A 22,522-nucleotide genomic window follows, 5' to 3' on the forward strand; every position below is an offset into this window, starting at 1 on the left:
ATAAATACATAATTTGTACTAAACTATTTAATTTTAATGAACAAATGAAAATCAGAGAACCTTTTAACATTAATATTATTAATAAGAAAATTAATAATAACCAAGCTATGTTATCTCCTATTCCGGATGTGGGAGGAATATTTTCAAAATATAAGAAAAATAATGAGCTTTCTTTTGAAGAAATAAGAGATAAAGCTTGGATAGAAAATCTTAAAGATAATTATTGGGGGAAAACAGCGGCAAATATTGAACAACAACCACAGTGGTTATCAGCAAAAGAATCAGAAAAGTTTTTTAAATGAAGCATTTAAGCTCTATAAAAATATTTTTTTGATAAAAATTAGCGAATCAAAACAATATTGCAACTTAATTGCAAGTTAGCCCAAGCTTTATCTGCTGTATATACGGGATAATTTTTGATAGAGCAAGACAAGCTCTATCACCAAGTGATAATCCTAGTTGTTTAGTTTTAGTTATTAGCTCTCCGCTTAAAAAAGCTTGCTCCTCATCAAACGGTAAAATTGTTGGAATAAGATTTGGTATTAGCTTATGTGTTTGCTCTCTTGTTAAACCTTTTCGGTCTATCAAGAATTTTACTACTTCTGCAATATTTACAGTACTCATTACAGCGTAAGGTAGTACTTCTATAATTTTTTCCTGTCCTTTTTCTTCAGCAAGTAAAGCTATCAAGGAAGAGCTATCTAGAATCACAGATTTATCGTTATGAGAAGACATTATCGAACCACAAATTAAAACTTAGAATTTTCTTTATTTGCTTCTTGATATTTCTGCTTTAAAAATTCATCAACAAATGATTCTGATTTAGAGCCATGTTATTTAAACAATGCTTGAGCTTCTTTTACAGCCTTATGAAGAGTTACTAAATGTAGTTCATTATTAACTTTATTTATAATGAAAGAATCGCCGGCTTTAAGTTTCATAGTGTTTCTAATTTGATGAGGAATTAATAACCTACCGTTTTTATCAATGCTACTATGTAAAGCTTTCATAATTATATCACTTAATAAATTCTAAAATAGAATATTATAATATACATATAGTGTCAATTATTAATCATGTATTTATTTAAAGCCTACCAATATTACATAAAAATATATTTTACCCCATTTAAGTATATCTACGTAAACATTCTAACTATGGGGATATTTGAAGGATCAAGTAATTTTTTCATCTGTGAGAAAGTTTTTACTATATTTTCTACGGCAGTCTCAATAAATTTATCAGTTTCAATATAATTTTCCGATTCGTCTTGGATATAAAAAAGAATAGATGAGACATAAACCGAGAGTAATAAGCCTCTTTTGGTATAATAGTTAAAATCAAGAGATTTATCGCCGGCATAACGCCAAATAGCATCACAACTACGGAATGCAACTTGAGTGCCTTGCATTGGGTTTAATGCAAAATAAGCGGCATTCTTACTATGAATAATAGGAAGCACGGTTTTGATTCTGATCTTTACGGCTAAAAATATTTTCTCTCTTATTTTTTTTGGTTCTTCTATTGTGTTTAAGCTTTCTAACATAATATTATCTAAGTAGCTTTCAAAGAATTCTACTATTTCAGATAAACCTTCCGGAAAAACTATTAAAGCATAACCTTTTGCAAAGCCGCATTTTTCTTCTGCTTCTTCGAATAGCTTATTATTCCATTCATTAAACGGTAATAATTCTAATAAAGATTGCACGAAGCTTATTTTTTTGATATGGTGTTCTTCTTGAATGCTCATATTTTTAACCTTGACATATAACTTAATTATAGGGTATAGTTCAATAAACCACAATATCTTTTAAGGAGAGTAATTTTAGTGATACTAGTAAATGTTCACGCCGGTAATTGTGATAATACGCTTAAGAATTTTAAGAAAAAGCTACAAAGAGAGCTTTATTTTCGTAAGATGAAAGAACAGCGTTATTATGAAACACCTTCAGCGAAGCGTGTTCGTAAAGCACAAGAAGCAGCGAGAAGACAGAGAAAATTTGCTCGTAAAAAAATGTTTGATGAATAAAATTTCAAACTATTTAAATACTAAATATAAAGCTAGAAATATTAATATTTCTAGCTTTTTTGTTATGTATAGTCAATTGATTTGAACGAGGTAGCACGTTGTTCGCCCTTTCGCCTATTATTATAGGCTCTACTCTCACGCCTGTCACCAAATGGGGCTGAATTGACTATAGATTGCTTCGTAATTTTCCGTCATTGTAAGGAAATTGCATAGCAATTGACGAAGCAATCTCAGAAGCCTACGGCTGCTCGCAAAGCATTGTTGCGTGGATCAATTTTATCTCTGTCATCCCGTGGCTTGACCACGGGGTGACACAGTGGGTTTTACCATACGCATCAAGTTAAGCCATAATTGTTAATAATTTTAGTGTATTTAAGGAAGATAATCTGGTTTTACGATATTTATCTTTCAAAGAAAATTTTCTCCAATCTATAATTAATTTCTTAAGGAACTGCTCTAAATCATTAAGACGTCCAGTAATAGGCCCAATACTAAAGATCGTGCAAGGAGCGGCAAAGTTGAGGAGCCTAAACTGGGAAGTTTTTTATATTTTCTTCATATATTTTTTGAGCTTCCGATAACGATAATTTTGAATAAATCTCTAGAGACTTGCGGGTTTCATGACCAGAGTATGGTTGAATAAGGGCATCGTCTATTCCTCTTTTTTTAAGCCAAGTAAATAAAAAATGACGTAATTTGTGTGGAGAAATGTTTTGTTGCATACCTGTCAAATTACTATATTTTTCTAAATTATTTGTAAAACTCTACACGGGCTGTTGAAAAAGTTATAAAAAGAAGTAGAAAAGAGTTAATCTAAGGAATAAGCTGTATTTTTATGCTTAAATGAAGGTGTAAAGATGCAGGGTTATAAGCTTGATCAAAGTGTGAGATGTAATAGCCTTAGCTTAAGGCACATGATACCTAATGATCATTTATTAGTGAGGATTCATGAAGCTAAAGAATTAGAGTTTTCTTTTATCTATGAAATAACTAAGAATCGTTATTGTGCTAATTACGGACGTCCATCAATTGATCCTGTATTATTTTTTAGGATGCAAATAATAAGTTACTTATATGGTATAAAGTCAAATAGACGATTATGTAAAGAAATTCAGTTAAATATAGCATATAGGTGGTTTTGTGGTTTAAGTTTAGAGGATAAAGTACCGGATCATTCATCATTAAGTAGGATAAGAGATAGATTTGGGGTAGAACTATTTCAAGAAATATTTATAAGCTTGATTAAGCAATGGTATGAACTAGATATTATAAAAGGAGAAACAATTATTTCAGATGCCTCTTTAGTTGAATCTAATGCCTCTATGAATAGCCTAATATTAAGAAAAGATCAAGGTGATTCACAAAAGAGAGAATTAAAAAAATATGAACGTCGTTATCATGATTTCCGAGAAGGGAAAAAAGTAAGGAAAATATCTAATCAAACTCATGTCAGTAGGACAGATCCTGATTGTAGTCTTGTATCAAGAACTAATGGTTATAAAAAGCTATGTTATAAGACCCACTACTCAATTGATTCAGATTCACGTATTATAATAGATTGTTATGTAAGTACAGGATCACAACATGAGTGTATTGTACTTCCAAGTAGAGTTTGGAATATATTAAATAATTTTTCTTTTAGAGTAAAAGAATGGATAGCAGACAAAGGTTATGGTAGAGGTCCAACCTATGGATATTTTAAATTACTTGGAATTACAACTTATATACCTTTACATGTAGATAATCTTGGTGAAGGAAAAATAAGTAGGGGGGAATTTCAATATGATAGAGAACAGGATAGATATAAGTGTCCACAGGGACATTATCTTTATCCGTATGATAAATTAGATAAAAAACAAATAAAACGTTATCGTATTACAGGAGGGCATTGTAAAAATTGCTCTCTAAAATCAGGTTGTATTTCTGATAATTATAGTAATAGAGGACGATTTATTTATCGTAATCCTTATCAGGATGAAATAGATGAGGTAAAGGTCAGACAGAATAGAATTGATTTTAAGAAAAAACTAATTGAGAGAAAGTGGAAAATAGAAGGTCTATTTGGTGAAGCTAAGGAGAATCATGGTTTACGAGGAGCAAAATTTAGAAGTGTACAGAAAACACAGATTCAAATACTGATGATTGCGATAGTACAAAATTTTAAACGGATACTTAAAATTATTTTTTGGTTTTTTTATCTACTGCTATTAAAGATAAAAAAATATTAAAGTATTTGCAACCTTGTTGATTTTTTCAACAGCCCGTACACTTGATCTGACAGGTAGAGATTGATTAAGCAGCAAAAGTGCTGTCAGATAAGTAAGAATTAATAGACTTATCTTGAGCAATTTTAATGCTATCCTTGAAAGTTTGCATAGGAGTTTTTCCATAACAGAACTTTCCAGAATGCGGTCTAGTATTGTTATATTTGTTTAAATATTGATCTAAGTCAATCTGTAAATCCTCTAATGAGCTATAAATCTTTTTACGGAAAGCTATATCATAAAATTCATCTTTTAAAGTTCTATGTAATCTTTCGCATATTCCATTAGTTTGAGGAGAACGTGCCTTAGTTTTAGTATGATCAATATTTTCTATAGCCAAATATAACTCAAAAGCATGATGTTCTACCTTACCACAATATTCCGTTCCTCTATCTGTAAGGATTCTCAGTAGTGGTACATCATGATTATTAAAGAAAGGTATTACCTTATCATTTAAAATATCAGCGGATGTTATTGCAGATTTATCAGTATAGAGTTTGCAAATAGCCACTCTAGAATAAGTGTCAATAAAGGTTTGTTGGTATATTCTACCTACTCCTTTCATATTACCGACATAATAGGTGTCTTGTGCACCAAGATAACCGGGATGCTGAGTATCAATTTCTCCATGAGCCTCTTTAATTTGTTTTGCTTTTTTTAAAGCAGATATCTGCTCTTCTGTCAGTAAGATACCGTCCTGTGCAGATTTAGCTTCTAAAGCTTTGAGTCGTTTCTTTAGAGTTTCAAGATCGTTGCGTAGCCAGATAGAACGTACACCACTGGATGACACTATAATACCTTGCTTTATTAGTGCTTGGCTCGCACGAAGCTGACCAAGAGCAGGATTCTCTATAGCAAGATTTATTACTGCTTGTTCTATATGTTCTGATACACGATTCTTTACTATAGGTTTCTTACGACTCATATCCACAAGAGCCGCTTCTCCGCCCATCTCATATAGTTCCTTGAAACGGTAAAAGCTATCTCTTGAATAGCCCATTACTTTACACGCAGTACTAACACTACCTAGTTGTTTTGCAAGTTCTAATAATCCTAATTTAGGTTTGATTATTTTTTGATCATAATTTGACATATTGTTCCTATTAATTGAGTTTTATATTTAGTTCAGGTTTACAGATTAACAGCTTCTGCTTGCTGCTGTTTTATCTTCTCTTCTTTCATACGTTTTATAGCTGCTAATGCTCCTTGTTGCTGTAAATCTGCAGCTGTCGGTTTTCTTTTTGTAGAAGTTAAGTGTTTATTTTTATTATCAAACTTTTTTTCTCTATCGGAAGCACTATTAATAGTATTATGTTCTTTTTCTATAGCCTTAAATTGATTATTAATAGCTTCTAATTCTACAACGATTTTCCATCTTTCTTCTCTAGTAATATTAGAATTAGCTTTTTTTTCTTCAAGCCCCTTTTTCCTATCTTCTAGTTCTTTCTGTTTTTGCTTTAATTCTTCTATACGTTTTGCATGATTATCTATTTTTTCTTCTGTAATCTTTGTTTGCTGCTCGGAAGAATCCTTTACTTGTCTGCTTTGAACTTTTTTCTTTAACTCTTCATCAAAAGAAAGCGGTTTACTTCGTACAGGTTTTCCTAAATCAGAATGTATTAGATCTTCAAAATTTTCTCTAGAAGCTAACGGTTTTTTACTGATATCAGGTATTTGAGGATCATGTTTTCGTAAATCTTTTGTAATTTCTTGTATATTTTTATGAAGTTCTGCAATTGAAACCATTTTACCTCTCACAAGTTAATTGATTTTAAAGATATAGTAATTAAACCTCTTTTATAGCTTCAACGCAAGCAAAAGTTGCTATTTTTAGTATTTCATTAGCTGTTGCTGTAGCTTGAAGTATTTGAACGGGTTTTTCAAAACCGTTTGTTATAGGACCTATAAAGCTATTTGATGAAAATTCTTGTAATAATTCAGTAGAAATAGCAGCTGAATTTAAACCAGGCATAATTAATACATTTGCAGATCCTGATAATCTACAAAATTTATATAATTTACGTAAATCACCATCTAAAGCCACCTTAACCGACATCTCTCCGTCATATTCAAAATCTACTTTCATGCCACTCAGCTCTTCTTTGTCTTTGCTAAAATTATCTAGTATATTTACTGCTTCACGAATACGAGCTGTTTTTTCCTTAGAAGAATTACCGAATGTTGAAAAAGAAAGAAGTGCAACACGAGGAGTGATTCCCATATTTTTAGCAATTTCTGCAGTTTGGGTTGCTATTTGTACAAGTTCCCAGCTGTTTGGATATTCGGTAATACAATTATCGGCAATAATAATATTATTATCTTTAGCAATCATAATTGAATAGCCAAGGATTCTACGATTAGGTTTTGGTGAAATGGCTTTCATGATATCTTCTAAACTATCGATATAACTTTTCGTAACACCAGTTAAAAGAGCATCACCGTCACCACATGCTACCATACAAGCAGCAAAAATATTCTTATCAGTTTTAACAAGCTTTGCACAATCACGATATAAATAACCTTTTCTCTGAAGTCTTTTATATAAATAATCAGTATATTTCTCTAAACTATCGCTTAAGGCCGCATTCATTATTTGAATTCCGTCTAAGCTAATATCTTGACCTATCTTTTTTAACGTAGCCTCAATTCGTTCAACACGACCAATTATAATCGGATGGCCGTATTTCTCGTCTCGCATCATAAGAGCGGCAGAAATTACTTCTTCTTCTTCACCTTCAGCAAAAACAATCCGTTTAAGCGGTGCATTATGAATTTTTTCAGCTAAGAAATTCATATAGTTAGCAGTAGGGTTTAATCTGCTACCTAATTCTTTCTTATATTTACCTATACTAAAATCTTTAACCCTAGCAACGCCGCTTTCTATTGCAGCAACGGCAACCGCCGCTGCCACTACAGTAATTAAACGAGGATCAAAAGGCACAGGAATAATATACTCATTACCGAAAACCATCTTACGCCCTGAGTAAGCTTTATACACCTCTTCCGGTACAGGTCTACGGGCTAAATCTGCAATGGCTTTTGCTGCAGCTATTTTCATTTCCGTATTAATAGTCTTAGCTCTTACATCTAATGTTCCTCTAAAAATATAAGGAAATCCCATAACATTATTAATCTGATTATTATAATCAGATCGCCCTGTTGCTATAATCGCATCATCTCGCACAAGCTTTATATCTTCAGGAGTAATTTCCGGATCAGGGTTAGCCATAGCAAAAATAATCGGATTATTTGCCATCCCCTTCACCATGTCTTTAGTTACTGCCCCTTTTACCGATAACCCTATAAATACATCAGCATTATTTAAGCTTCCCGCTAAGGTTCTAAACTTGGTATCACTTGCATATAGCTCTTTCCATTTATTCATACCTTCTAGGCGTCCTTTGTAAACAACACCTTTAGTATCACATAAAATAATCTTTGATTTATCAACTCCAAGAGCAATTAATAAATCAATACAAGCAATAGCCGCTGCACCTGCTCCGTTAACTACGATTTTTAAATCTTCAAGCTTGCGATTAGTAAGATACGCAGCATTTATTAGCCCTGCGGCGGTAATAATCGCCGTTCCATGCTGATCGTCATGAAAGACCGGTATATCCATTAAAGATTTTAATTTTTCTTCTATAATAAAACATTCTGGAGCTTTAATATCTTCAAGATTAATACCCCCAAAACTATAACTGAGATACTTCACGGCATTAATAAATTCTTCAGGGTCTTCCGTATTCACTTCCAAGTCAATTGCATCAATATCGGCAAATTTTTTGAATAGTACGGCTTTGCCTTCCATCACCGGTTTTGAAGCGGCAGCTCCCAAATTACCAAGCCCAAGTACGGCAGTGCCGTTAGAGATCACCGCAACTAAATTACCCCTTGCCGTATATTTATATACTTCCTCTAGATTTTTAGCAATTTCAATGCAGGGAGCAGCAACCCCCGGTGAATAAGCAAGCGATAAATCTTGCTGAGTAACTAAAGACTTTGTTGCAGAAATAGCTATCTTACCAGGCTTATCTTTTTCATGATACTCAAGTGCTTCAGCGTAATTTATTTTATTCATTTCATCCATTTTAGAAATTCCTGTTTTATTTGTTTGTTTTAATTTATCGTCATTGCGAGAAGAATTACGTAGTAATTCGACGAAGCAATCTCAGGCAAATTCTTGAGATTGCCACGCTCCATATGGTCGCTCGCAATGACGTGATAAATTCACCCCATTATATACATAATAATTGATATAGTAACTACCGAGAAAAAAGTAGTAAATGTTATAATCGACGCCATAGAATCAGGATCACCGTCAAGCTGACGAGATAAAACATAAGCCGTACTCGCACATGGAAGACAGCTATATAATATTCCTACCGATCTATCTAATCCGTCAATAGACATTAACCATAGTACTACTACACTAACTAGAGGAAATGCAACTAATTTAACAAAGCTTGTAAACATTACATTATGTAAAAGCTCTTGTCTAATAGTAAAATTAAGCCCTGCCCCAACATTTAGCATACCGATAGCTAAAGCGGCATTAGAAAGGCTATCTAACGTTTTCTTAAGCCCTAAATGTAATTCAAGATTTGAGTAATTAAAAACGAATCCTACTAAACTTGCGATAATTAACGGATTACGCACAATTAATTTCATCATTAAAACAAAACTAGTTCTAATAGTATTAGTAACGGATTTATTAGGGATATAATAAGCGAAAATCATTACCGATAAAATATTGGTAAAAATAATCATATAAGAAGAAATAACGGCGACAATAGAAAGCCCGCTAGGACCAAGCAGCGGGCTACTTACTCCAAAAAAAATGTAGCTATTATAACGAATCGACCCTTGAAAAATGGAAGTAAATTGGACTTTATCTATGTTGTATTTTTTTTGGTAAATTATAAGACCGATTGATACAAGAATAGTGGATATAATAAGAGCCACTACTAATTTAATTATGGATGCAACGCTTAAGTCGGCAGTAGATACGTAATTAAACAGCATGGCAGGGAATAGTACAAAATACGATAATTTCTCAATACCACGCCAAAATTCTTCCGAAGTTAACCATTTATTTTTGATAATACTACCAAGAAGCGTAATTAAAAAAATAGGTAACGTACTACAAAAAATTTCATTCATTTGTTTTCGGTGTCATACCGTGGCTTGACCACGGTATCCAGTTTTATAATATAATTTGTTCATGGTTTTATGACAATTGGCTTATGTAATGTCATTCCTGCGGAAGCAGGAATCCATAGAACTATTCAATTAAATCTTTGTAAATTCTTCTGTATAAACAAGCTTTATAATATTATATTTTGAGGTAAAACCCTTTATTATTTTTTGTTTATGTTCATAAGCACGACGTATTATATTATTAGTAATATATAAAGTACCATGCTTATTAGAGCATAATATATACCCAATACATTTTAATTTTGTAGTTTTATTTTATGGATTCCTGCTTTCGCAGGAATGACATATAGGTTACAACTTCCCTTCAACCAACTTCATCATTTCTTTTATACCGTAAAGCTTTATAAAAGTCCCAAGTCTTGGACCTTCATTCTGCCCAAGCAATATCTGATATAAATCTTTGAAGTAATCACGCAGATTTTCATACCCTGCTTTCATTCCTATATCATATATTGCTTTCTGAATTACTTCAGCCTCGGTTTGATCGGATATACTAGATAACATATCTAATATATCCCGTAAAATAACCTTATGCTTTTCAGAAGGAGCTAAATATGATTTATGTGCTTTAATAAAGTCATTATAATATCTTATAGCAAATTCTGCTAAGTGGTCAAGATAAGGACTAGTATTTGGAGTTGCTTTTGGCTCATATTTGCTAATAAATCCCCAAAGTACCGATTTATCGGAAGGATTACACACAGAAGTAAGATTTAAAAGCAACGAATAGGTAATTCCAAAAGTCTCAATTTTCAGTACATTTCCGTGATGGATGTGATAAACGGGATTTGCAAAACGCTTTGCCCTATCCTCTTCTAAATGATATTTCTGATTAAAAGTAATATATTCATCAACATTTTTAGGAATTACATCAAAAAACAAACGCTTAGCTCTAGTCGGATTTTGGTACATAAATAATGCCATACTTTCAACAGGAGCATATTTAAGCCAATCATCAACGCTAATACTATTACCTTTTGATTTTGATATTTTCTCACCGTTTTCATCTAAGAATAGCTCATAACATAGCTGCACCGGCGGCTTTCCTCCTAGGATTCGGCAAATTTCCGAATAAAGTCGAGCATTTGCCAAATGGTCTTTGCCGTACATTTCATAATCGACTTTAAGAGCAGCCCAACGCATACCAAAATCCGGCTTCCACTGTAATTTACAATGCCCTCCCGTTACCGGTACTTCTATATAATTACCGGCATCGTCTTTATACGTAACTGTCCCTGCTCTAGCATCCCATTTTTCTATAGGTACTTGCAGTACCTTACCTGTTTTCGGGCATATAGGCATGAAAGGTGAATAGGTAGCCTTTCGCTCTTCTCTAAAAGTCGGTAGCATCAGCTCCATTATCTCATCATATTTCTCAAGCACCTTTAGTAGCATCTCATCAAACATACCCGCTTTATAACTTTCAGTACTGCTATAAAACTCATACTTAAAGCCGAATTTATCAAGAAATGAGCGAAGCTTTGCATTCATATAATGCCCATAACTTTCACATTCCTTGAACGGATCAGGGATAGAGGTAAGCGGCATATCCATATACTGTGCTACCATTTCAGGGTTGGGGATATTACTTGGCACTTTACGAAGCCCGTCCATATCATCGGAAAAGCAAATTAGCTTAGTCGGAATATCGGATAATTGCTCAAACGCTTTCTGCACCATCACCATACGAGCATTCTCACCAAAAGTACCGATATGAGGTAAACCTGAAGGACCGTAACCCGTTTCAAATAATACATAACCTTTTTCAGGAGTTTTACCGTTTAAGCTGTCTAATATCTTCTTAGCCTCGACAAAAGGCAAAGCATTTGACTTAATTGCATCTTCCCAAATTTCTGACATTTATTTTTCTTGCACTTTAATTAATAATCAGTGACAATATACTAAATTTATTTATTTGTAAAATATCACTTGAATTTCTTACGATTTTGAGCATAAACTAGCGTCATTGCGAGGAGGCATTGTTGCGTGGACCGGTAAAATCCACTGTGTCACCCCGTGGCTTGACCATGGGGTCCATAAAAACAATAAAAAATACTAATAATTTTAGTATTTTTAACTGGATCCCGCGATCAAGTCGTGGGATGACACTGGAAAAACTGATCCACGCAACAATGCCTTGCGAGAAGCGAAGCGACGTGGCAATCTCATCAAACTTCCTGAGATTGCCACGCCCCTTACAGTCGCTCGCAATGACATTAAGAATAAAAAGCCCATGCCATTTAATACTATTATAAATTACATCAGAAAAGATAGCTATAAAGTTCTACATTTAGGGCTAATTGCAATTTCTATAATAGCACTTGCTACCGCTTATATTGCTGAATATATATTCCATTACACCCCCTGCCCTTTATGCGTTTACGAAAGGTTCCCCTATTTAACGCTAATCAAAATTTGCTTAACTGCTTTAATCATCAGACAATTAAGCAAATATACTTTAATATTCATTCTCCTAACTATCCTTAGCTCTTGCATATTATCAACATATCATAGCTTCGTAGAAAGAGGCATAGTACAACCAAGTGCTCTTTGTTCATCAATGATCCGTATCCCGAAAGGTTTATCCATCCAGCATATCAAACAAATGTTCTACTCGCAGCCAATCACTTCCTGCACTAAACCCGCTATCAAAATCCTGGGTATTTCCATGACAGAGTATAATCTACTCTTAAATATCGGTCTTCTAATCTGTTTACTCCTCGTTTGGTTTTATCCAAAAAAAACTTAGTTTTAAAAACATTCCTAGCTCAACATGGGGTTGTTACATGCATTGGGTTTATGTCATTCTCGCATATGCGGGAATCCTCCGTTGTCATACCGCGACTTGATCGCGGTATCCAAAAATACAACTTAAAAATACTAAAATTTAGTATTTTTAACTGGACCCCATGGTCAAGCCACGGGGTGACAGTCATTTTCTGGATTCCCGCCTACGCGGGAATGACATACAGTAAAAATCATAGAGTACTATATCCTACTTCTTACTCACCGTACTCAACGAAATAAACAATACTATCCCTAATATAAGTTTAAGGTTTATGGGATCAATGCCAATCCGAAGCAACACGCTCAGAGCAATAAAGTAAAATTAAAATTATTAGCATGGATTAAAATATGATGCCCTATAACAATCGCACCGATACCGACTAGTGCCACCCCAAAACCCATATTAATATCGGCAAAACCGTTTATTTGTGCAGATAAAGTACCCGTTAAAGCAGTCAAGCAATTACTTATGCTAAGACCGATAGTGCGATAAAGCTCGGCAGGTTTTCCTAAATTAATCAATAAATCTTTATTAAAACCAAAAGCTCGAAGAAATAAACCGAGCTTACCTTTCAATAAAATTATAACTGCAGATATAATAAGGCAATTGATTATTTTAAAGGCACTAACCAATTTTCGAGATCTAATATAGATAATAGCGTCGGCATACCAAGAACCGATATATTAGGACGCTGCATAATTTGTAAGTTAACGGAATAAAGCATAAAACTTGCAAGTATTCCGGCATAAGCCCATTAATGCGGTTATTCTTCTGCATAAACTAACTATACTGCCGATAATTCCGCCTGATATTACGGCAAATATTAATGCAGGAAATAACCCAAATTAAAGACTACGAGCAAATACCGCCGCACCAAGTACATAAGTACCGTCTACGGTAAGATCGGTAATTTTTAGAACCCGATAACTTATATACATACCTAAAATAAGCGGTAGCATTATTAAGGATTGCTCAAGAGCAGTAATAACAATACTCATATACTACTCTGCAATTTCTTTATGAGTGAAAGGAAGTATGGATAAATTTTCTTTAGTTAGAATATCTTGTTTTGACAAAGATTGAAGATTAATAAACAAAGTTAAGTCTTTCATATCCCCAAACGGAATATCTTTCGGCTCTGTTCCTTGCAAGATTTTTTTTGCCATTAAACCTGCTTCCACACCTATTTGCTTTTCTTGTACTCCTACAGCAATAGTAGCCCCGCTAATTACCGAACCTTCATCGGAAGCAATGATCGGAATACGGCGTTTAAATGCTTCTTGCTTTAAAATATTAATTCCGCTAACTATTAAATGATCTTTCAAAATTATAAAACTCTGCGTATTTTCAGGAACATTTTTTACAGCGACCGGCATATCATTTAAATTTTGTATCATTAGCGTGTGCAGAGAAATATTATTGTTTCCAGTATATAATTTTAACATTTCTACTTCAGGTATAACTTTCTCGCTACTGCTATAAATTAAAGTGATATTCTGTAAAAAAGGTAATTTACTAATGGTGTCGGTGATTTTTATCTCATTGTTAACACCGATAACTAAAGGTAGGTTTTTGCTATTAATCATAGCAGCAGCACAAACAACAGGTTTATTTGTTATATGAGAAATAACAGTTTGGCTGGCTGTCGTGCCTATTGGAATTATTACATCAATATCCTGATCTTTTATTTGCTTTATAATGGCAAGTAAAATATTAGAATCAGCATGAGCATTTTTAACTATAATTTCTGCATCTATATCTTTTAGCGACTCTTTAATTCCTGATATAATCTCAGTCATTGCAGCATGTTCAAGTGGAACAATGACTGCTACTTTTTTTGATCCGCATAAACTGCAGCTGTGATGAATAAAACAAAAAGAAAAGAAAAAAATTTTTTATTAGAGATAAACATTTTAATATCCTATTATATATATAGTCAATTCAGTTGAATTTTGTGATAGGCGTGAGGACCGAAGCCTATAATAAATAGGCGAGCCGACTAACAACGAAGCACAGAGTTCAAATCAATTGACTAGAAGTTATAATTTAATAATCAAAATCTAAATTTGCATATAGCAAACATATAAACGCAAAAAATTATCTACGCCAACGCCAATTTTGTATTAAACTATTAACCTTTAAAGATATCATAAATATTTTTAACTGTAGAAATATAAAGTAAAGATAAAAAACTTATCTTTCTTTGACTAGAAGCTAAATAGTCAAGAAAGCTCTACCTTAGAGGCTATCTGTAAATAAGTTTTAATTGGTAATTAAAACTTATTTACAGATAGCCTCTAAATTTTTAATGTTTAGCACCATTTTAAGATTATGTCAATAACCAATAAATAGTATTGCCTAAAAGAATTGCTTGAGATAGCCTATACTCCGATGTCATTACCGCCTTTGCGAAAAGTTATTATTGCATAAAGTTGTTGCACGACTCGAAAAACCTACTCGATGTCATCCCCGCATGACATTGTTGCGTGGATCGAAAAATGCATTTGGTTGTCATACCGTGGCTTGACCACAGTATCCATAAAAGTAACTTAAAATACTAAATTTTTAGTATTTTAAACTGGATCCCGCGATCAAGTCGCGGGATGACAGGGGTGGAATCGATCCACGCAGGAATGGACCTAAACAAGCCATTCATCCTCTTAATGACGATTCAGTACTTATGCAGCAAGGCTTGCAAAATGAAAAAGAAATTCATTTCTTAAACTATGCATTTTCTGTTTGTTCTAATACCGTTTGCCCTAGTAATTGCGATAGAACATCTTGACCTGCTTCAGTCCAGCTTACGGGCGGCTCTTCACCTGTTAAACCGGTACCATAACGATCATTAAATACTCTAACTGCTTGCTGAGTAAATTGATCAAATGTACTTGTGGATTCTACTCCATAGCCATATTCTTTTAAATTTCCTTGTAAAGTATTAACTTTTTCTCCAGTACTATCAGGACTTAATAATAATTTACTCTTTTGCTCTTGCGTAGTCTCAAAATATCTACCAAAACCCGCTTCCGCTAATTCTTTCCAAGGAAATTTTGATCCAGGAGCTATATGAGCATTTCCTTCTCGGTTTACAGTTACTTCACCAAGACCAACTAAATCATGTTTTAAATCTAAATCTGGATATCTTTCTGCTAAATCTGTAAGAAAGCTTTTTAATTTCCCTATTTGCTCTTTAGGAAAATCGCTTTTTGCATCATTAATAAGCATGACTCCAATACCAAACTTATTAACACCTACTTCTCCTTTCCAACTACTCTTGCCCGCATAAAAAGCTTGATCTGTTAAATCATTATGATATTCTTTTTGAGTCCCATCCTTATCAATTATGTAATGAACACTTGCACCTCGCTCATCCAATACTTCACGAGCAGCTTTAATATCCTTGCTTACAGAATAAGTAATTACTACACAGGTAGGTTTTACTCCTTCCGGCCTTGGAGCCATATATTTACCGTTTGGACTATTTGTATTACTAATGCCGTTATTTTCTATAGCCTTACTTTTACTCATAAACTTCCTCCAATATATTTAATAATTGTTAATGGTTCAGAATTTACTAAATCTTAACAAAAATTAATACTTTAGTAATGCTAAGTCAATGAAAATTTAATATTATTCACAAGGTATAGATACTGATCTGACAAGTTCAATTATTATTTTTCTAATATTTGGATTTTGTACTCTAGTAAATGCTCTAGTTAACGATAAAAGTTCTCTTTCCATAGTCCTTGATAATTCTTTATAACCAAAAGAGATGTCATTTTCATATTGCCCTTCTTCTTCAGCAATATTATTTAAAAAATCACTTTCTATTTCTTTGAATAGATATTCAATTTTATTATTAGAAGTATTTTCATCGTCAGTTTTTAACTTTTCTTCTTCAGAACTATTAAAGAAATACTTTAAAGGCGTATTTAAAACTTTTGCAAAAACATATAACCTACTTAAACCTTCTTCATATTTTTTAACTTGGAGAGCACTAATGTCTAAAGCTTGCCCTAATTCTTTTTGGCTAATACCTACAGCAAGACGTCGTTCTTTTAAACGTTCACTTGCGAGTTTGTCCGGATGTTTTATTGAATCATTCATTTTAACAATAAGCTTTAATTATTAAAAATTAATTATTATAAAGGCTATTCAACTTTAAATGTAGTATATATATTACTTTATATTTAATCAAGGAACTTTATTAAAAATTTAATATAATAATACTAAAACCCTTTAGTTATCAAGAATCAAGGCTAATAAATAATTAATTAAAAGTATAAAAACGATGAGTAATAGAATAGTAAAATTACCGAATTGCGAGAATATAGTAGGAGAGGTTAGTTTTTTAGGAATTAAACCTTGGATATAATTTATTTCATTTAGATTTAGTTTTTTTATTGTTCTGCCAAAAGGATCTACTATAGCTGAAATACCGTTATTCGCTACTCTAATCATAGGTAAACCGTTCTCTACGGCTCTACTTCTACTAATATGAAAATGCTGATATGGACCGCTTGATTTACCATACCATGCATCATTTGTAATATTAATTATTACATCGGCTATTTCATTATTCGTCCGTACAAAATCAGGAAAAATAGATTCATAGCAAATTAAAGGTTTAATTTTAAGATTATATTTTTCAAGATAAACAAGCCCTCCGTCTCCTTCTTTATAATCAATTAAACCGTGAGTTAATTTTTTAAACGGTAGTATCTTTTTAAGAGGCATATACTCACCGAAAGGTACTAAATGTGATTTATGGTATTCAAATAATTTATGATCATTTTTATCAAGAGCATACATAGCTGAGTAAAGTTCAAACTCATCACCTTGTTTTTTATTATCCGAAATTCCTCCTGTTATCAAAATAGCATTTGTAGAATTTAGCATTTTTAATAATTCTGATTTAACTTGCGGTATATCATCAGGTACTACTAATGCTGCTTCAGACCAAATAATTAAATCGGTAGGTTCCGAATTTTCCGATAAATTAATATATAGCATTAAATTATGCCAAAATTCTTCTTCATTCCATTTTTCGGTTTGAGGGATCGAAGGCTGCACTAATCGCACTTTTATATTGGTAAAATTTGCATGGTTATTACTTAGCCTTACTGCTCCGTAAATGACAATTAAGGTTAATACTAGAACTGAACTAGCTAGTAATATTTTTAACTGAGTAAATTGCTTGCTAAATAAAGGATAAGCGAAAGTGGCAATATATATAACTATAAAACTAAGTCCATATATCCCTATTATACTTAAAGACTGTATTAAAATATCTGAAAATGAAAAAGCATAACCGATCAAATTCCAAGGAAGACCGGTAAAAATCCACGAACGTATCCACTCAAATAATACCCAACATAAACAGAATATAAATTGGTAATATTTATTATTTTTAGCGAAAAAACTAAGCGTGCAACTTGCCGATATAAAGAAAGCTAAAACTATAGGTAGTCCAAATAACGCAAAAGGAATTGCCCACCAAAAATCTGCAATATAAACGCTAACACCGATACTTATCCAATATATTCCACTTAAAAAATGCCCAAAACCGAATAAATAACCAAATTTTGCGGCTTCTTGCCAATTTTCGGATTTTTGAACTATATAACATAAGTAAGATAACGTTAATAATGCCGGTATAAAGAAAGTCGGAGCAAAAACTAAACCGCTTAACATACCTAGCAGTAAACATATGATTTTAGGTTTATACATTTTTATCGATTATTTGTTTACAAAATAATACATCATGCTATCATTTCAGCAAGTTTTAATATAATGAGTAAATAAATGACTACAGGATTACTACAAGGAAAAAAAGGCTTAATTACAGGTATTGCAAATAATATGTCAATATCGTGGGCGATTGCACAGCTTGCTAAAAAACACGGTGCCGAACTATGGTTTACTTATCAATCGGAAGTACTAGAAAAACGAGTTAAACCGCTTGCTGAGGAAATAGGTTGTAATTTTGTTAGCGAACTTGATGTTACGAATCCAAAATCAATTAGTAATTTATTTGATGATATAAAAGAGAAATGGGGTAGTTTCAATTTCTTACTTCACGGTATGGCTTTTGCCTATAAAAATGAATTAAAAGGACGTTATGTTGATACTAGCTTAGAAAATTTTCATAATTCCTTACATATATCATGTTACTCTCTTTTAGAACTCTCAAGATCCGCAGAAGCCTTAATGCATGACGGCGGAAGCATTGTGACGTTAACTTACTACGGTGCTGAAAAAGTTATACCTAATTATAATGTAATGGGGATTTCTAAAGCTGCACTTGAGGCTAGTGTAAAATATCTAGCAAACGATTTGGGAGAAAATAATATTAGAGTAAATGCTATTTCGGCAGGACCTATCAAAACTTTAGCATCTAGTGCAATAGGTGATTTTAGTACTATGCTTAAATCTCACGCTGCAACCGCACCGTTAAAACGTAATACTACCCAAGAAGATGTAGGAGGAGCAGCAGTATATTTATTTAGTAATTTATCTAAAGGTGTTACCGGTGAAATTCATTATGTAGATTGCGGTTATAATATTATGGGAAGTAATAAATTATAAATTATTGTAGGGATTGATGTCATTCCTGCGAAAGGCTTGCTTGTGTAGACACCGAATCGTCATTGCGAGCGACTGAAAGGAGCGTGGCAATCCAGAAAAATAATAAAAAATTCTGTAAAATCAGAATTTTTTACTGGATTGCTTCGTCAAAATTTTCAATTTTTCCTCGCAATGACGAAAAAACTGAGCCACACAACAAAATCATTATAATTCGTGATTTCTTTTTTTGAGGTGTTCAGGTTTTGGAGGAACAGGCGGTTTTTTAGATTTTGCCTGAACCTTTTTAGCCTCTGACGGCAATACCGGATTATTTAATCTATTTAACTCTTTTGAGATTTGTTTTAACTGTTCTTGTACTTCTATCTTTAAAGGAGTATGAGAGTTTTTAATTTCACTATTTATTATTTTTCCTATTTTCTCAAGATTTTCTTTAGAAATGGAATATGATTTTATACCTATATAATTAACAATCTTTGACCACCAAGTTTGTCTTTTATCTAATCCTTGATATATTACATCTACTAAATCATTTTTTTTGAATGTTAATATATAATCAGAAGCTCCTTCTAAGGATTTAGATAAATGCCTTTTTATTTCTCCTTGTCTCTTATCTTCAATACTTACCTTTTTGTCTTTCTCGAGTGTTGTTATTGCTTTTTCAATTATTGAAGATATCTTAGTCTTTTTTCCTTCATTTGCTTTATTTTCTAAATTTTCTTTGGTATTAAAATGTATATTGGTTCCTATTTTAGCATCTACTAATTGTTTAACATACTTACCGTTAGGATCTTGTATTTCTCGCTCTATCTCAGCAGATTTTAAACCTAATTTTGTATATATATCTGATTCTCGGAAAAGTGGAGCATATAATAAAAAATTAATACTTTGAGCTATTCTACTATCTATCAAATCTTTAGAATCTCTTTTAGGATAAAATTTTTCTTGTAAAATACAATAGTGATCTAATATTTCCTGTGTTATATCTTTTACATCAAGAGATTGTAATTCTCCTTTATCATTAAATTTTGCTTTCATACCTGAGCGTTTTGCTTCCAATAATAATATTTCTTGAAAAACTTTATTATTAGGAGTACAACAAACAAAATTAGGATCATTATCCGGCATTAATTCATTTGCATTTTCCATTATTGCTTGATTGAGTTTATGTAATTGCTCTTTATTAAGCTTTTTATCTAAAAAACTTATAAAAGCTTCCCTTTGTTTTTGCTTACTTGCAGTACTAAAAGCCTGCTGCATCTTTTGCAAAACACCAAAATCAAAATTTTCGTTACCTATTTCTTTGATAACTAAATTTGCTAAATTTTTTGTTTTAGTATTCACTGTTTCTTTTTTATTTTTTGTAGCCATATTTAATATTAATCTAACTCATAATTATTTAAATATTAATGATAGATTAAATTAATTTCTAGATGTTTTTACTATATTTATAATCAAAACTTTAAGACAGTATCTAGAAAGTCATACTGGGCTTTCACTATTTCCTAGAATTTCTATTGATTCTACTATCTCACTATTTGACTGACTATGCATTACTAAATCTAAAATATTTGAAGATGCTAAATTGCTAATATAAACATCTTTTACATCATTTAATACATAATCAACCACTAATAATTTAGAATCAGCAGAAGTTCCGTATAATGACATTTTTTCCTCAAATAATTTTTTAAATGTATCTAATTCAAGTAATCCTTCACATACAGCATGTTCTTTAATATTTCTACTTACAAATAAACTCATTATGCTTCGTGCTAAACTATTTTTAATATAAAATTCTTTTAAGCATCCAATAAAACCCTCAAAAAAATTTAGTTTTTCAAAAGGAATTTTGAAATCAGGTAATAATTCTTGATATAATTTTTTCTGCAATTCCTCTTCTTCAATTAGTTTTTCAAAAGGAATTTTGAAATCAGGTAACAATTCTTGATATAATTTTTTCTGTAATTCCTCTTCTTCAAATTTTTTCAAATAAAAATTATCAATTAATAGCTTGTAAAGCTCAAGTACCCCGCTAGGAAAGTTAATTTTCAAAGTTCCTTTTTTATCAATTTCTACAGTAAACTTGTTTTCTTTTGCTTCTAAATATATTAGATCTCGAAATATACCATCCTCTTTTGTCCTACGGAGTAAAAAAGCTGAATCTTTAGAATCAACTAAATCTAAAGCATGTTCTATTATTTTTCCATTAAGTTCATGTAACCTATTGTTAGATATAATATCTTTCACATCTGCTAGAAAAGATTTTTTATCATCTACTTTTAATTTCCTTAAATTTTCTAGAACTTCTAAAGTTATTTCTCCTTGTTGAATTTTTTTAACTAACTCATAATAGTTACTAAATTCTACTTCTTGATTTTTGTATCCTAACCCGGAACAAACATTGAATCCTGCTTCTTTTTTTTGATCTAATCTAGGATATTTTTTTTCAATTTCTCTAGGTTTACTAATACAAGAGATCATAATTTCTTTTAGCTTCATATAATTTATTCCTTAAATTAAAAAGGCATATTATATTTAGTTAAAAAATATTAACAAGCACTTTATAAAAGATTAAGATAAATTAATTTTTATTAAGGGGGTGATGCAATAATGCTTTTTTTAGATGATTAGTTTGAAGATGAGTATATATTTGGGTAGTGGATATATCAGCGTGACCGAGTAGCTCTTGAATTACTCTTAAGTCTGCTCCGCCCTCAAGCAAATGACTTGCAAAACTGTGACGTAATATATGCGGAGAAATATGCTCAGGGTTAAGTCCTGCATAAAGGGCAGCAGATTTTAACAGAATAGCAAAATTTTGCCTAGTCATATAACCCGCTAAAGCTGATGAGGGAAATAAATAAATTAGATTTTCTGGTTTAGCTTTATTCACAAAAACATCTCTAATTGCAAGATATTTAGCAATACTGATAACTGCCTGTTCATTTATTACTATGACTCTTTCTTTATTACCTTTACCAAGTACCGAAAATATTTTTCTTACTTCTCCTTTAGACGTTTTATTAGTCAGAATATCAGCAAGCTTAAGACTAACAAGCTCCGAAACTCTAAGACCACTAGCATAAAGCAAATGAATCATAGCATTAAGCCGGATACCTTCAGGAGAATTATCTTGAGAACAATGTTCAAGTAACGATTTAATTTGATCTATAGATAATATTTCGGGAAGTTTATTTTGATATTTGGGCAAATCTACGTTAAGAACCGGATTAAAAGCGGTATGGTTTTCGCTAATTAAAAATTCATAATAACTTTTTATAGTTGAGATTTTTCTGTTGATTGAGCGTGCTTGCAAATCATTAGTTGCTAGATACTCAATCCAATCTCTAACATTCTCTGTGGTAATATTTAATTCTGATAATTTTTGTTTAGCAAGATAATTTTGAAAATCGAATAAGTCACGCTTATAGCTAAGTATGGAATTTTTTGACAATGCTCTCTCGGCTAAAAGCATTTCTAGGAATTGCGAAATAAATTCCATAAGATGTTTTAATTTCTATATTGGAGGCCAGGGTCGGAATCGAACCGACGAATAGAGGATTTGCAGTCCACGGCATTACCACTTTGCTACCCAGCCTTGGTTGTTTTTATGATGTCCATCGTCATTGCGAG

Annotated in this window: 19 protein-coding genes, 1 tRNA gene and 7 pseudogenes; 7 read left to right on the top strand and 20 right to left on the bottom strand. The window is 32.2% G+C overall.

Translation table 11 applies throughout. The features are described 5' to 3' along the window. Nucleotides 1–44: 44 nt before the first annotated feature. A complete protein-coding gene (locus tag REIP_RS12275; protein WP_023507733.1) occupies nucleotides 45–302 on the top strand; it encodes a hypothetical protein in 258 nt (85 codons plus the stop codon). Between the two features lie 64 nt (nucleotides 303–366). Here the strand turns inward: REIP_RS12275 and REIP_RS02775 are convergent, their stop codons facing one another. The 3 genes and pseudogenes from REIP_RS02775 to REIP_RS02785 all read right to left on the bottom strand — a co-directional run bounded on the left by REIP_RS02775 (nucleotide 367) and on the right by REIP_RS02785 (nucleotide 1,750). Then, nucleotides 367–735, bottom strand: a complete 369-nt coding sequence (locus REIP_RS02775) for a type II toxin-antitoxin system VapC family toxin (protein WP_231569190.1) — start codon at nucleotides 733–735, stop codon at nucleotides 367–369. A gap of 14 nt (nucleotides 736–749) precedes the next feature. After that, nucleotides 750–1,010, bottom strand: a pseudogene (locus tag REIP_RS13145) (AbrB/MazE/SpoVT family DNA-binding domain-containing protein). A gap of 128 nt (nucleotides 1,011–1,138) precedes the next feature. Next, on the bottom strand, nucleotides 1,139–1,750 hold the full coding sequence (locus REIP_RS02785) for a COQ9 family protein (protein WP_045803774.1): 612 nt from the start codon (nucleotides 1,748–1,750) through the stop codon (nucleotides 1,139–1,141). Nucleotides 1,751–1,828: 78 nt separating this feature from the next. On the opposite strand from REIP_RS02785, the gene rpsU reads away from it, so the two are divergent. Further along, nucleotides 1,829–2,029, top strand: a complete 201-nt coding sequence (gene rpsU / locus REIP_RS02790; RefSeq protein WP_012148483.1) for a 30S ribosomal protein S21 — start codon at nucleotides 1,829–1,831, stop codon at nucleotides 2,027–2,029. 527 nt (nucleotides 2,030–2,556) lie between these two features. Here the strand turns inward: rpsU and REIP_RS02795 are convergent. Then, nucleotides 2,557–2,775, bottom strand: a pseudogene (locus REIP_RS02795) (tyrosine-type recombinase/integrase); the annotation flags it as partial. Nucleotides 2,776–3,039: 264 nt separating this feature from the next. Here REIP_RS02795 and REIP_RS13590 point away from each other — a divergent pair. Beyond that, nucleotides 3,040–3,244: pseudogene (locus tag REIP_RS13590) on the top strand (transposase); the annotation flags it as partial. 107 nt (nucleotides 3,245–3,351) lie between these two features. Then, complete coding sequence (locus tag REIP_RS02800; RefSeq protein ID WP_410525699.1) at nucleotides 3,352–4,257, top strand: transposase; 906 nt, start codon at nucleotides 3,352–3,354, stop codon at nucleotides 4,255–4,257. 64 nt (nucleotides 4,258–4,321) lie between these two features. Here the strand turns inward: REIP_RS02800 and REIP_RS02805 are convergent, their stop codons facing one another. The 6 genes and pseudogenes from REIP_RS02805 to REIP_RS02825 form a co-directional block, all read right to left on the bottom strand. Then, a complete protein-coding gene (locus REIP_RS02805; RefSeq protein ID WP_045803566.1) occupies nucleotides 4,322–5,386 on the bottom strand; it encodes an IS481 family transposase in 1,065 nt (354 codons plus the stop codon). Between the two features lie 38 nt (nucleotides 5,387–5,424). Next, complete coding sequence (locus REIP_RS02810; RefSeq protein WP_231569191.1) at nucleotides 5,425–6,051, bottom strand: hypothetical protein; 627 nt, start codon at nucleotides 6,049–6,051, stop codon at nucleotides 5,425–5,427. Between the two features lie 28 nt (nucleotides 6,052–6,079). Next, entirely contained in the window at nucleotides 6,080–8,383 is a 2,304-nt protein-coding gene (locus tag REIP_RS02815) for an NADP-dependent malic enzyme (protein ID WP_045803775.1), read from the bottom strand. Between the two features lie 140 nt (nucleotides 8,384–8,523). Next, a complete protein-coding gene (locus REIP_RS02820) occupies nucleotides 8,524–9,456 on the bottom strand; it encodes an AEC family transporter (RefSeq protein WP_008579993.1) in 933 nt (310 codons plus the stop codon). A gap of 132 nt (nucleotides 9,457–9,588) precedes the next feature. Further along, nucleotides 9,589–9,748, bottom strand: a pseudogene (locus tag REIP_RS13360) (GIY-YIG nuclease family protein); the annotation flags it as partial. Nucleotides 9,749–9,804: 56 nt separating this feature from the next. Then, nucleotides 9,805–11,373: a lysine--tRNA ligase gene (locus REIP_RS02825; protein WP_045803776.1), complete on the bottom strand. Its 1,569-nt coding sequence runs from the start codon at nucleotides 11,371–11,373 to the stop codon at nucleotides 9,805–9,807. Between the two features lie 110 nt (nucleotides 11,374–11,483). Here REIP_RS02825 and REIP_RS13595 point away from each other — a divergent pair. After that, nucleotides 11,484–11,666 (top strand): annotated as a pseudogene (locus REIP_RS13595) (tRNA(Ile)-lysidine synthetase); the annotation flags it as partial. A gap of 80 nt (nucleotides 11,667–11,746) precedes the next feature. Beyond that, nucleotides 11,747–12,262 (top strand): disulfide bond formation protein B, encoded by a 516-nt coding sequence (locus REIP_RS09205; RefSeq protein ID WP_023507879.1) that lies wholly within the window; start codon nucleotides 11,747–11,749, stop codon nucleotides 12,260–12,262. Between the two features lie 19 nt (nucleotides 12,263–12,281). Here the strand turns inward: REIP_RS09205 and REIP_RS10785 are convergent, their stop codons facing one another. The 6 genes and pseudogenes from REIP_RS10785 to lnt form a co-directional block, all read right to left on the bottom strand. After that, on the bottom strand, nucleotides 12,282–12,449 hold the full coding sequence (locus REIP_RS10785; RefSeq protein WP_156147406.1) for a hypothetical protein: 168 nt from the start codon (nucleotides 12,447–12,449) through the stop codon (nucleotides 12,282–12,284). Between the two features lie 59 nt (nucleotides 12,450–12,508). Then, nucleotides 12,509–13,299: pseudogene (locus REIP_RS02830) on the bottom strand (ABC transporter permease). A 3-nt stretch (nucleotides 13,300–13,302) separates the two neighbouring features. Beyond that, a pseudogene (locus REIP_RS02835) lies at nucleotides 13,303–14,213 on the bottom strand (ABC transporter substrate binding protein). 812 nt (nucleotides 14,214–15,025) lie between these two features. Further along, nucleotides 15,026–15,829: an N-acetylmuramoyl-L-alanine amidase gene (locus REIP_RS02840; protein ID WP_045803778.1), complete on the bottom strand. Its 804-nt coding sequence runs from the start codon at nucleotides 15,827–15,829 to the stop codon at nucleotides 15,026–15,028. Between the two features lie 102 nt (nucleotides 15,830–15,931). After that, nucleotides 15,932–16,408, bottom strand: coding sequence for a helix-turn-helix domain-containing protein (locus REIP_RS02845; RefSeq protein ID WP_045803779.1), 477 nt, complete (start codon nucleotides 16,406–16,408; stop codon nucleotides 15,932–15,934). A gap of 132 nt (nucleotides 16,409–16,540) precedes the next feature. Beyond that, nucleotides 16,541–18,031 carry an apolipoprotein N-acyltransferase gene (gene lnt / locus REIP_RS02850; protein WP_045803780.1) on the bottom strand — a complete coding sequence of 497 codons (1,491 nt, stop codon included), beginning with the start codon at nucleotides 18,029–18,031 and terminating at the stop codon, nucleotides 16,541–16,543. Between the two features lie 75 nt (nucleotides 18,032–18,106). On the opposite strand from lnt, the gene fabI reads away from it, so the two are divergent. After that, nucleotides 18,107–18,889 (top strand): enoyl-ACP reductase FabI, encoded by a 783-nt coding sequence (gene fabI / locus REIP_RS02855; RefSeq protein ID WP_045803781.1) that lies wholly within the window; start codon nucleotides 18,107–18,109, stop codon nucleotides 18,887–18,889. Between the two features lie 204 nt (nucleotides 18,890–19,093). Here the strand turns inward: fabI and REIP_RS02860 are convergent, their stop codons facing one another. The 4 genes from REIP_RS02860 to REIP_RS02875 all read right to left on the bottom strand — a co-directional run bounded on the left by REIP_RS02860 (nucleotide 19,094) and on the right by REIP_RS02875 (nucleotide 22,487). After that, entirely contained in the window at nucleotides 19,094–20,257 is a 1,164-nt protein-coding gene (locus REIP_RS02860) for a DUF5410 domain-containing protein (protein ID WP_045803782.1), read from the bottom strand. A gap of 111 nt (nucleotides 20,258–20,368) precedes the next feature. Next, nucleotides 20,369–21,388, bottom strand: a complete 1,020-nt coding sequence (locus tag REIP_RS02865; protein WP_045803783.1) for a DUF5410 family protein — start codon at nucleotides 21,386–21,388, stop codon at nucleotides 20,369–20,371. A gap of 82 nt (nucleotides 21,389–21,470) precedes the next feature. Next, nucleotides 21,471–22,391, bottom strand: coding sequence for a site-specific tyrosine recombinase XerD (gene xerD / locus REIP_RS02870; RefSeq protein WP_045803784.1), 921 nt, complete (start codon nucleotides 22,389–22,391; stop codon nucleotides 21,471–21,473). A gap of 21 nt (nucleotides 22,392–22,412) precedes the next feature. Continuing rightward, nucleotides 22,413–22,487: transfer RNA gene (locus REIP_RS02875), tRNA-Cys, on the bottom strand. Nucleotides 22,488–22,522 lie beyond the last annotated feature (35 nt).

The organism is Rickettsia endosymbiont of Ixodes pacificus, assembly GCF_000965155.1.
GTDB lineage: Bacteria > Pseudomonadota > Alphaproteobacteria > Rickettsiales > Rickettsiaceae > Rickettsia > Rickettsia tamurae.

Excerpts from the sequence above, each read along its gene's own strand:
- lnt (WP_045803780.1), bottom strand. The coding sequence starts at position 18,031 with ATGTATAAACCTAAAATCATATGTTTACTGCTAGGTATGTTAAGCGGT.
- REIP_RS02800 (WP_410525699.1), top strand. The coding sequence starts at position 3,352 with ATGAATAGCCTAATATTAAGAAAAGATCAAGGTGATTCACAAAAGAGA.
- REIP_RS10785 (WP_156147406.1), bottom strand. The coding sequence starts at position 12,449 with ATGACTGTCACCCCGTGGCTTGACCATGGGGTCCAGTTAAAAATACTA.
- REIP_RS09205 (WP_023507879.1), top strand. The coding sequence starts at position 11,747 with ATGCCATTTAATACTATTATAAATTACATCAGAAAAGATAGCTATAAA.
- xerD (WP_045803784.1), bottom strand. The coding sequence starts at position 22,391 with ATGGAATTTATTTCGCAATTCCTAGAAATGCTTTTAGCCGAGAGAGCA.
- REIP_RS02805 (WP_045803566.1), bottom strand. The coding sequence starts at position 5,386 with ATGTCAAATTATGATCAAAAAATAATCAAACCTAAATTAGGATTATTA.
- REIP_RS02820 (WP_008579993.1), bottom strand. The coding sequence starts at position 9,456 with ATGAATGAAATTTTTTGTAGTACGTTACCTATTTTTTTAATTACGCTT.
- REIP_RS02860 (WP_045803782.1), bottom strand. The coding sequence starts at position 20,257 with ATGGCTACAAAAAATAAAAAAGAAACAGTGAATACTAAAACAAAAAAT.
- REIP_RS02775 (WP_231569190.1), bottom strand. The coding sequence starts at position 735 with ATGTCTTCTCATAACGATAAATCTGTGATTCTAGATAGCTCTTCCTTG.
- REIP_RS02785 (WP_045803774.1), bottom strand. The coding sequence starts at position 1,750 with ATGAGCATTCAAGAAGAACACCATATCAAAAAAATAAGCTTCGTGCAA.
- REIP_RS02840 (WP_045803778.1), bottom strand. The coding sequence starts at position 15,829 with ATGAGTAAAAGTAAGGCTATAGAAAATAACGGCATTAGTAATACAAAT.
- REIP_RS02825 (WP_045803776.1), bottom strand. The coding sequence starts at position 11,373 with ATGTCAGAAATTTGGGAAGATGCAATTAAGTCAAATGCTTTGCCTTTT.
- REIP_RS02815 (WP_045803775.1), bottom strand. The coding sequence starts at position 8,383 with ATGGATGAAATGAATAAAATAAATTACGCTGAAGCACTTGAGTATCAT.
- REIP_RS02865 (WP_045803783.1), bottom strand. The coding sequence starts at position 21,388 with ATGAAGCTAAAAGAAATTATGATCTCTTGTATTAGTAAACCTAGAGAA.
- REIP_RS12275 (WP_023507733.1), top strand. The coding sequence starts at position 45 with ATGAAAATCAGAGAACCTTTTAACATTAATATTATTAATAAGAAAATT.
- fabI (WP_045803781.1), top strand. The coding sequence starts at position 18,107 with ATGACTACAGGATTACTACAAGGAAAAAAAGGCTTAATTACAGGTATT.
- REIP_RS02845 (WP_045803779.1), bottom strand. The coding sequence starts at position 16,408 with ATGAATGATTCAATAAAACATCCGGACAAACTCGCAAGTGAACGTTTA.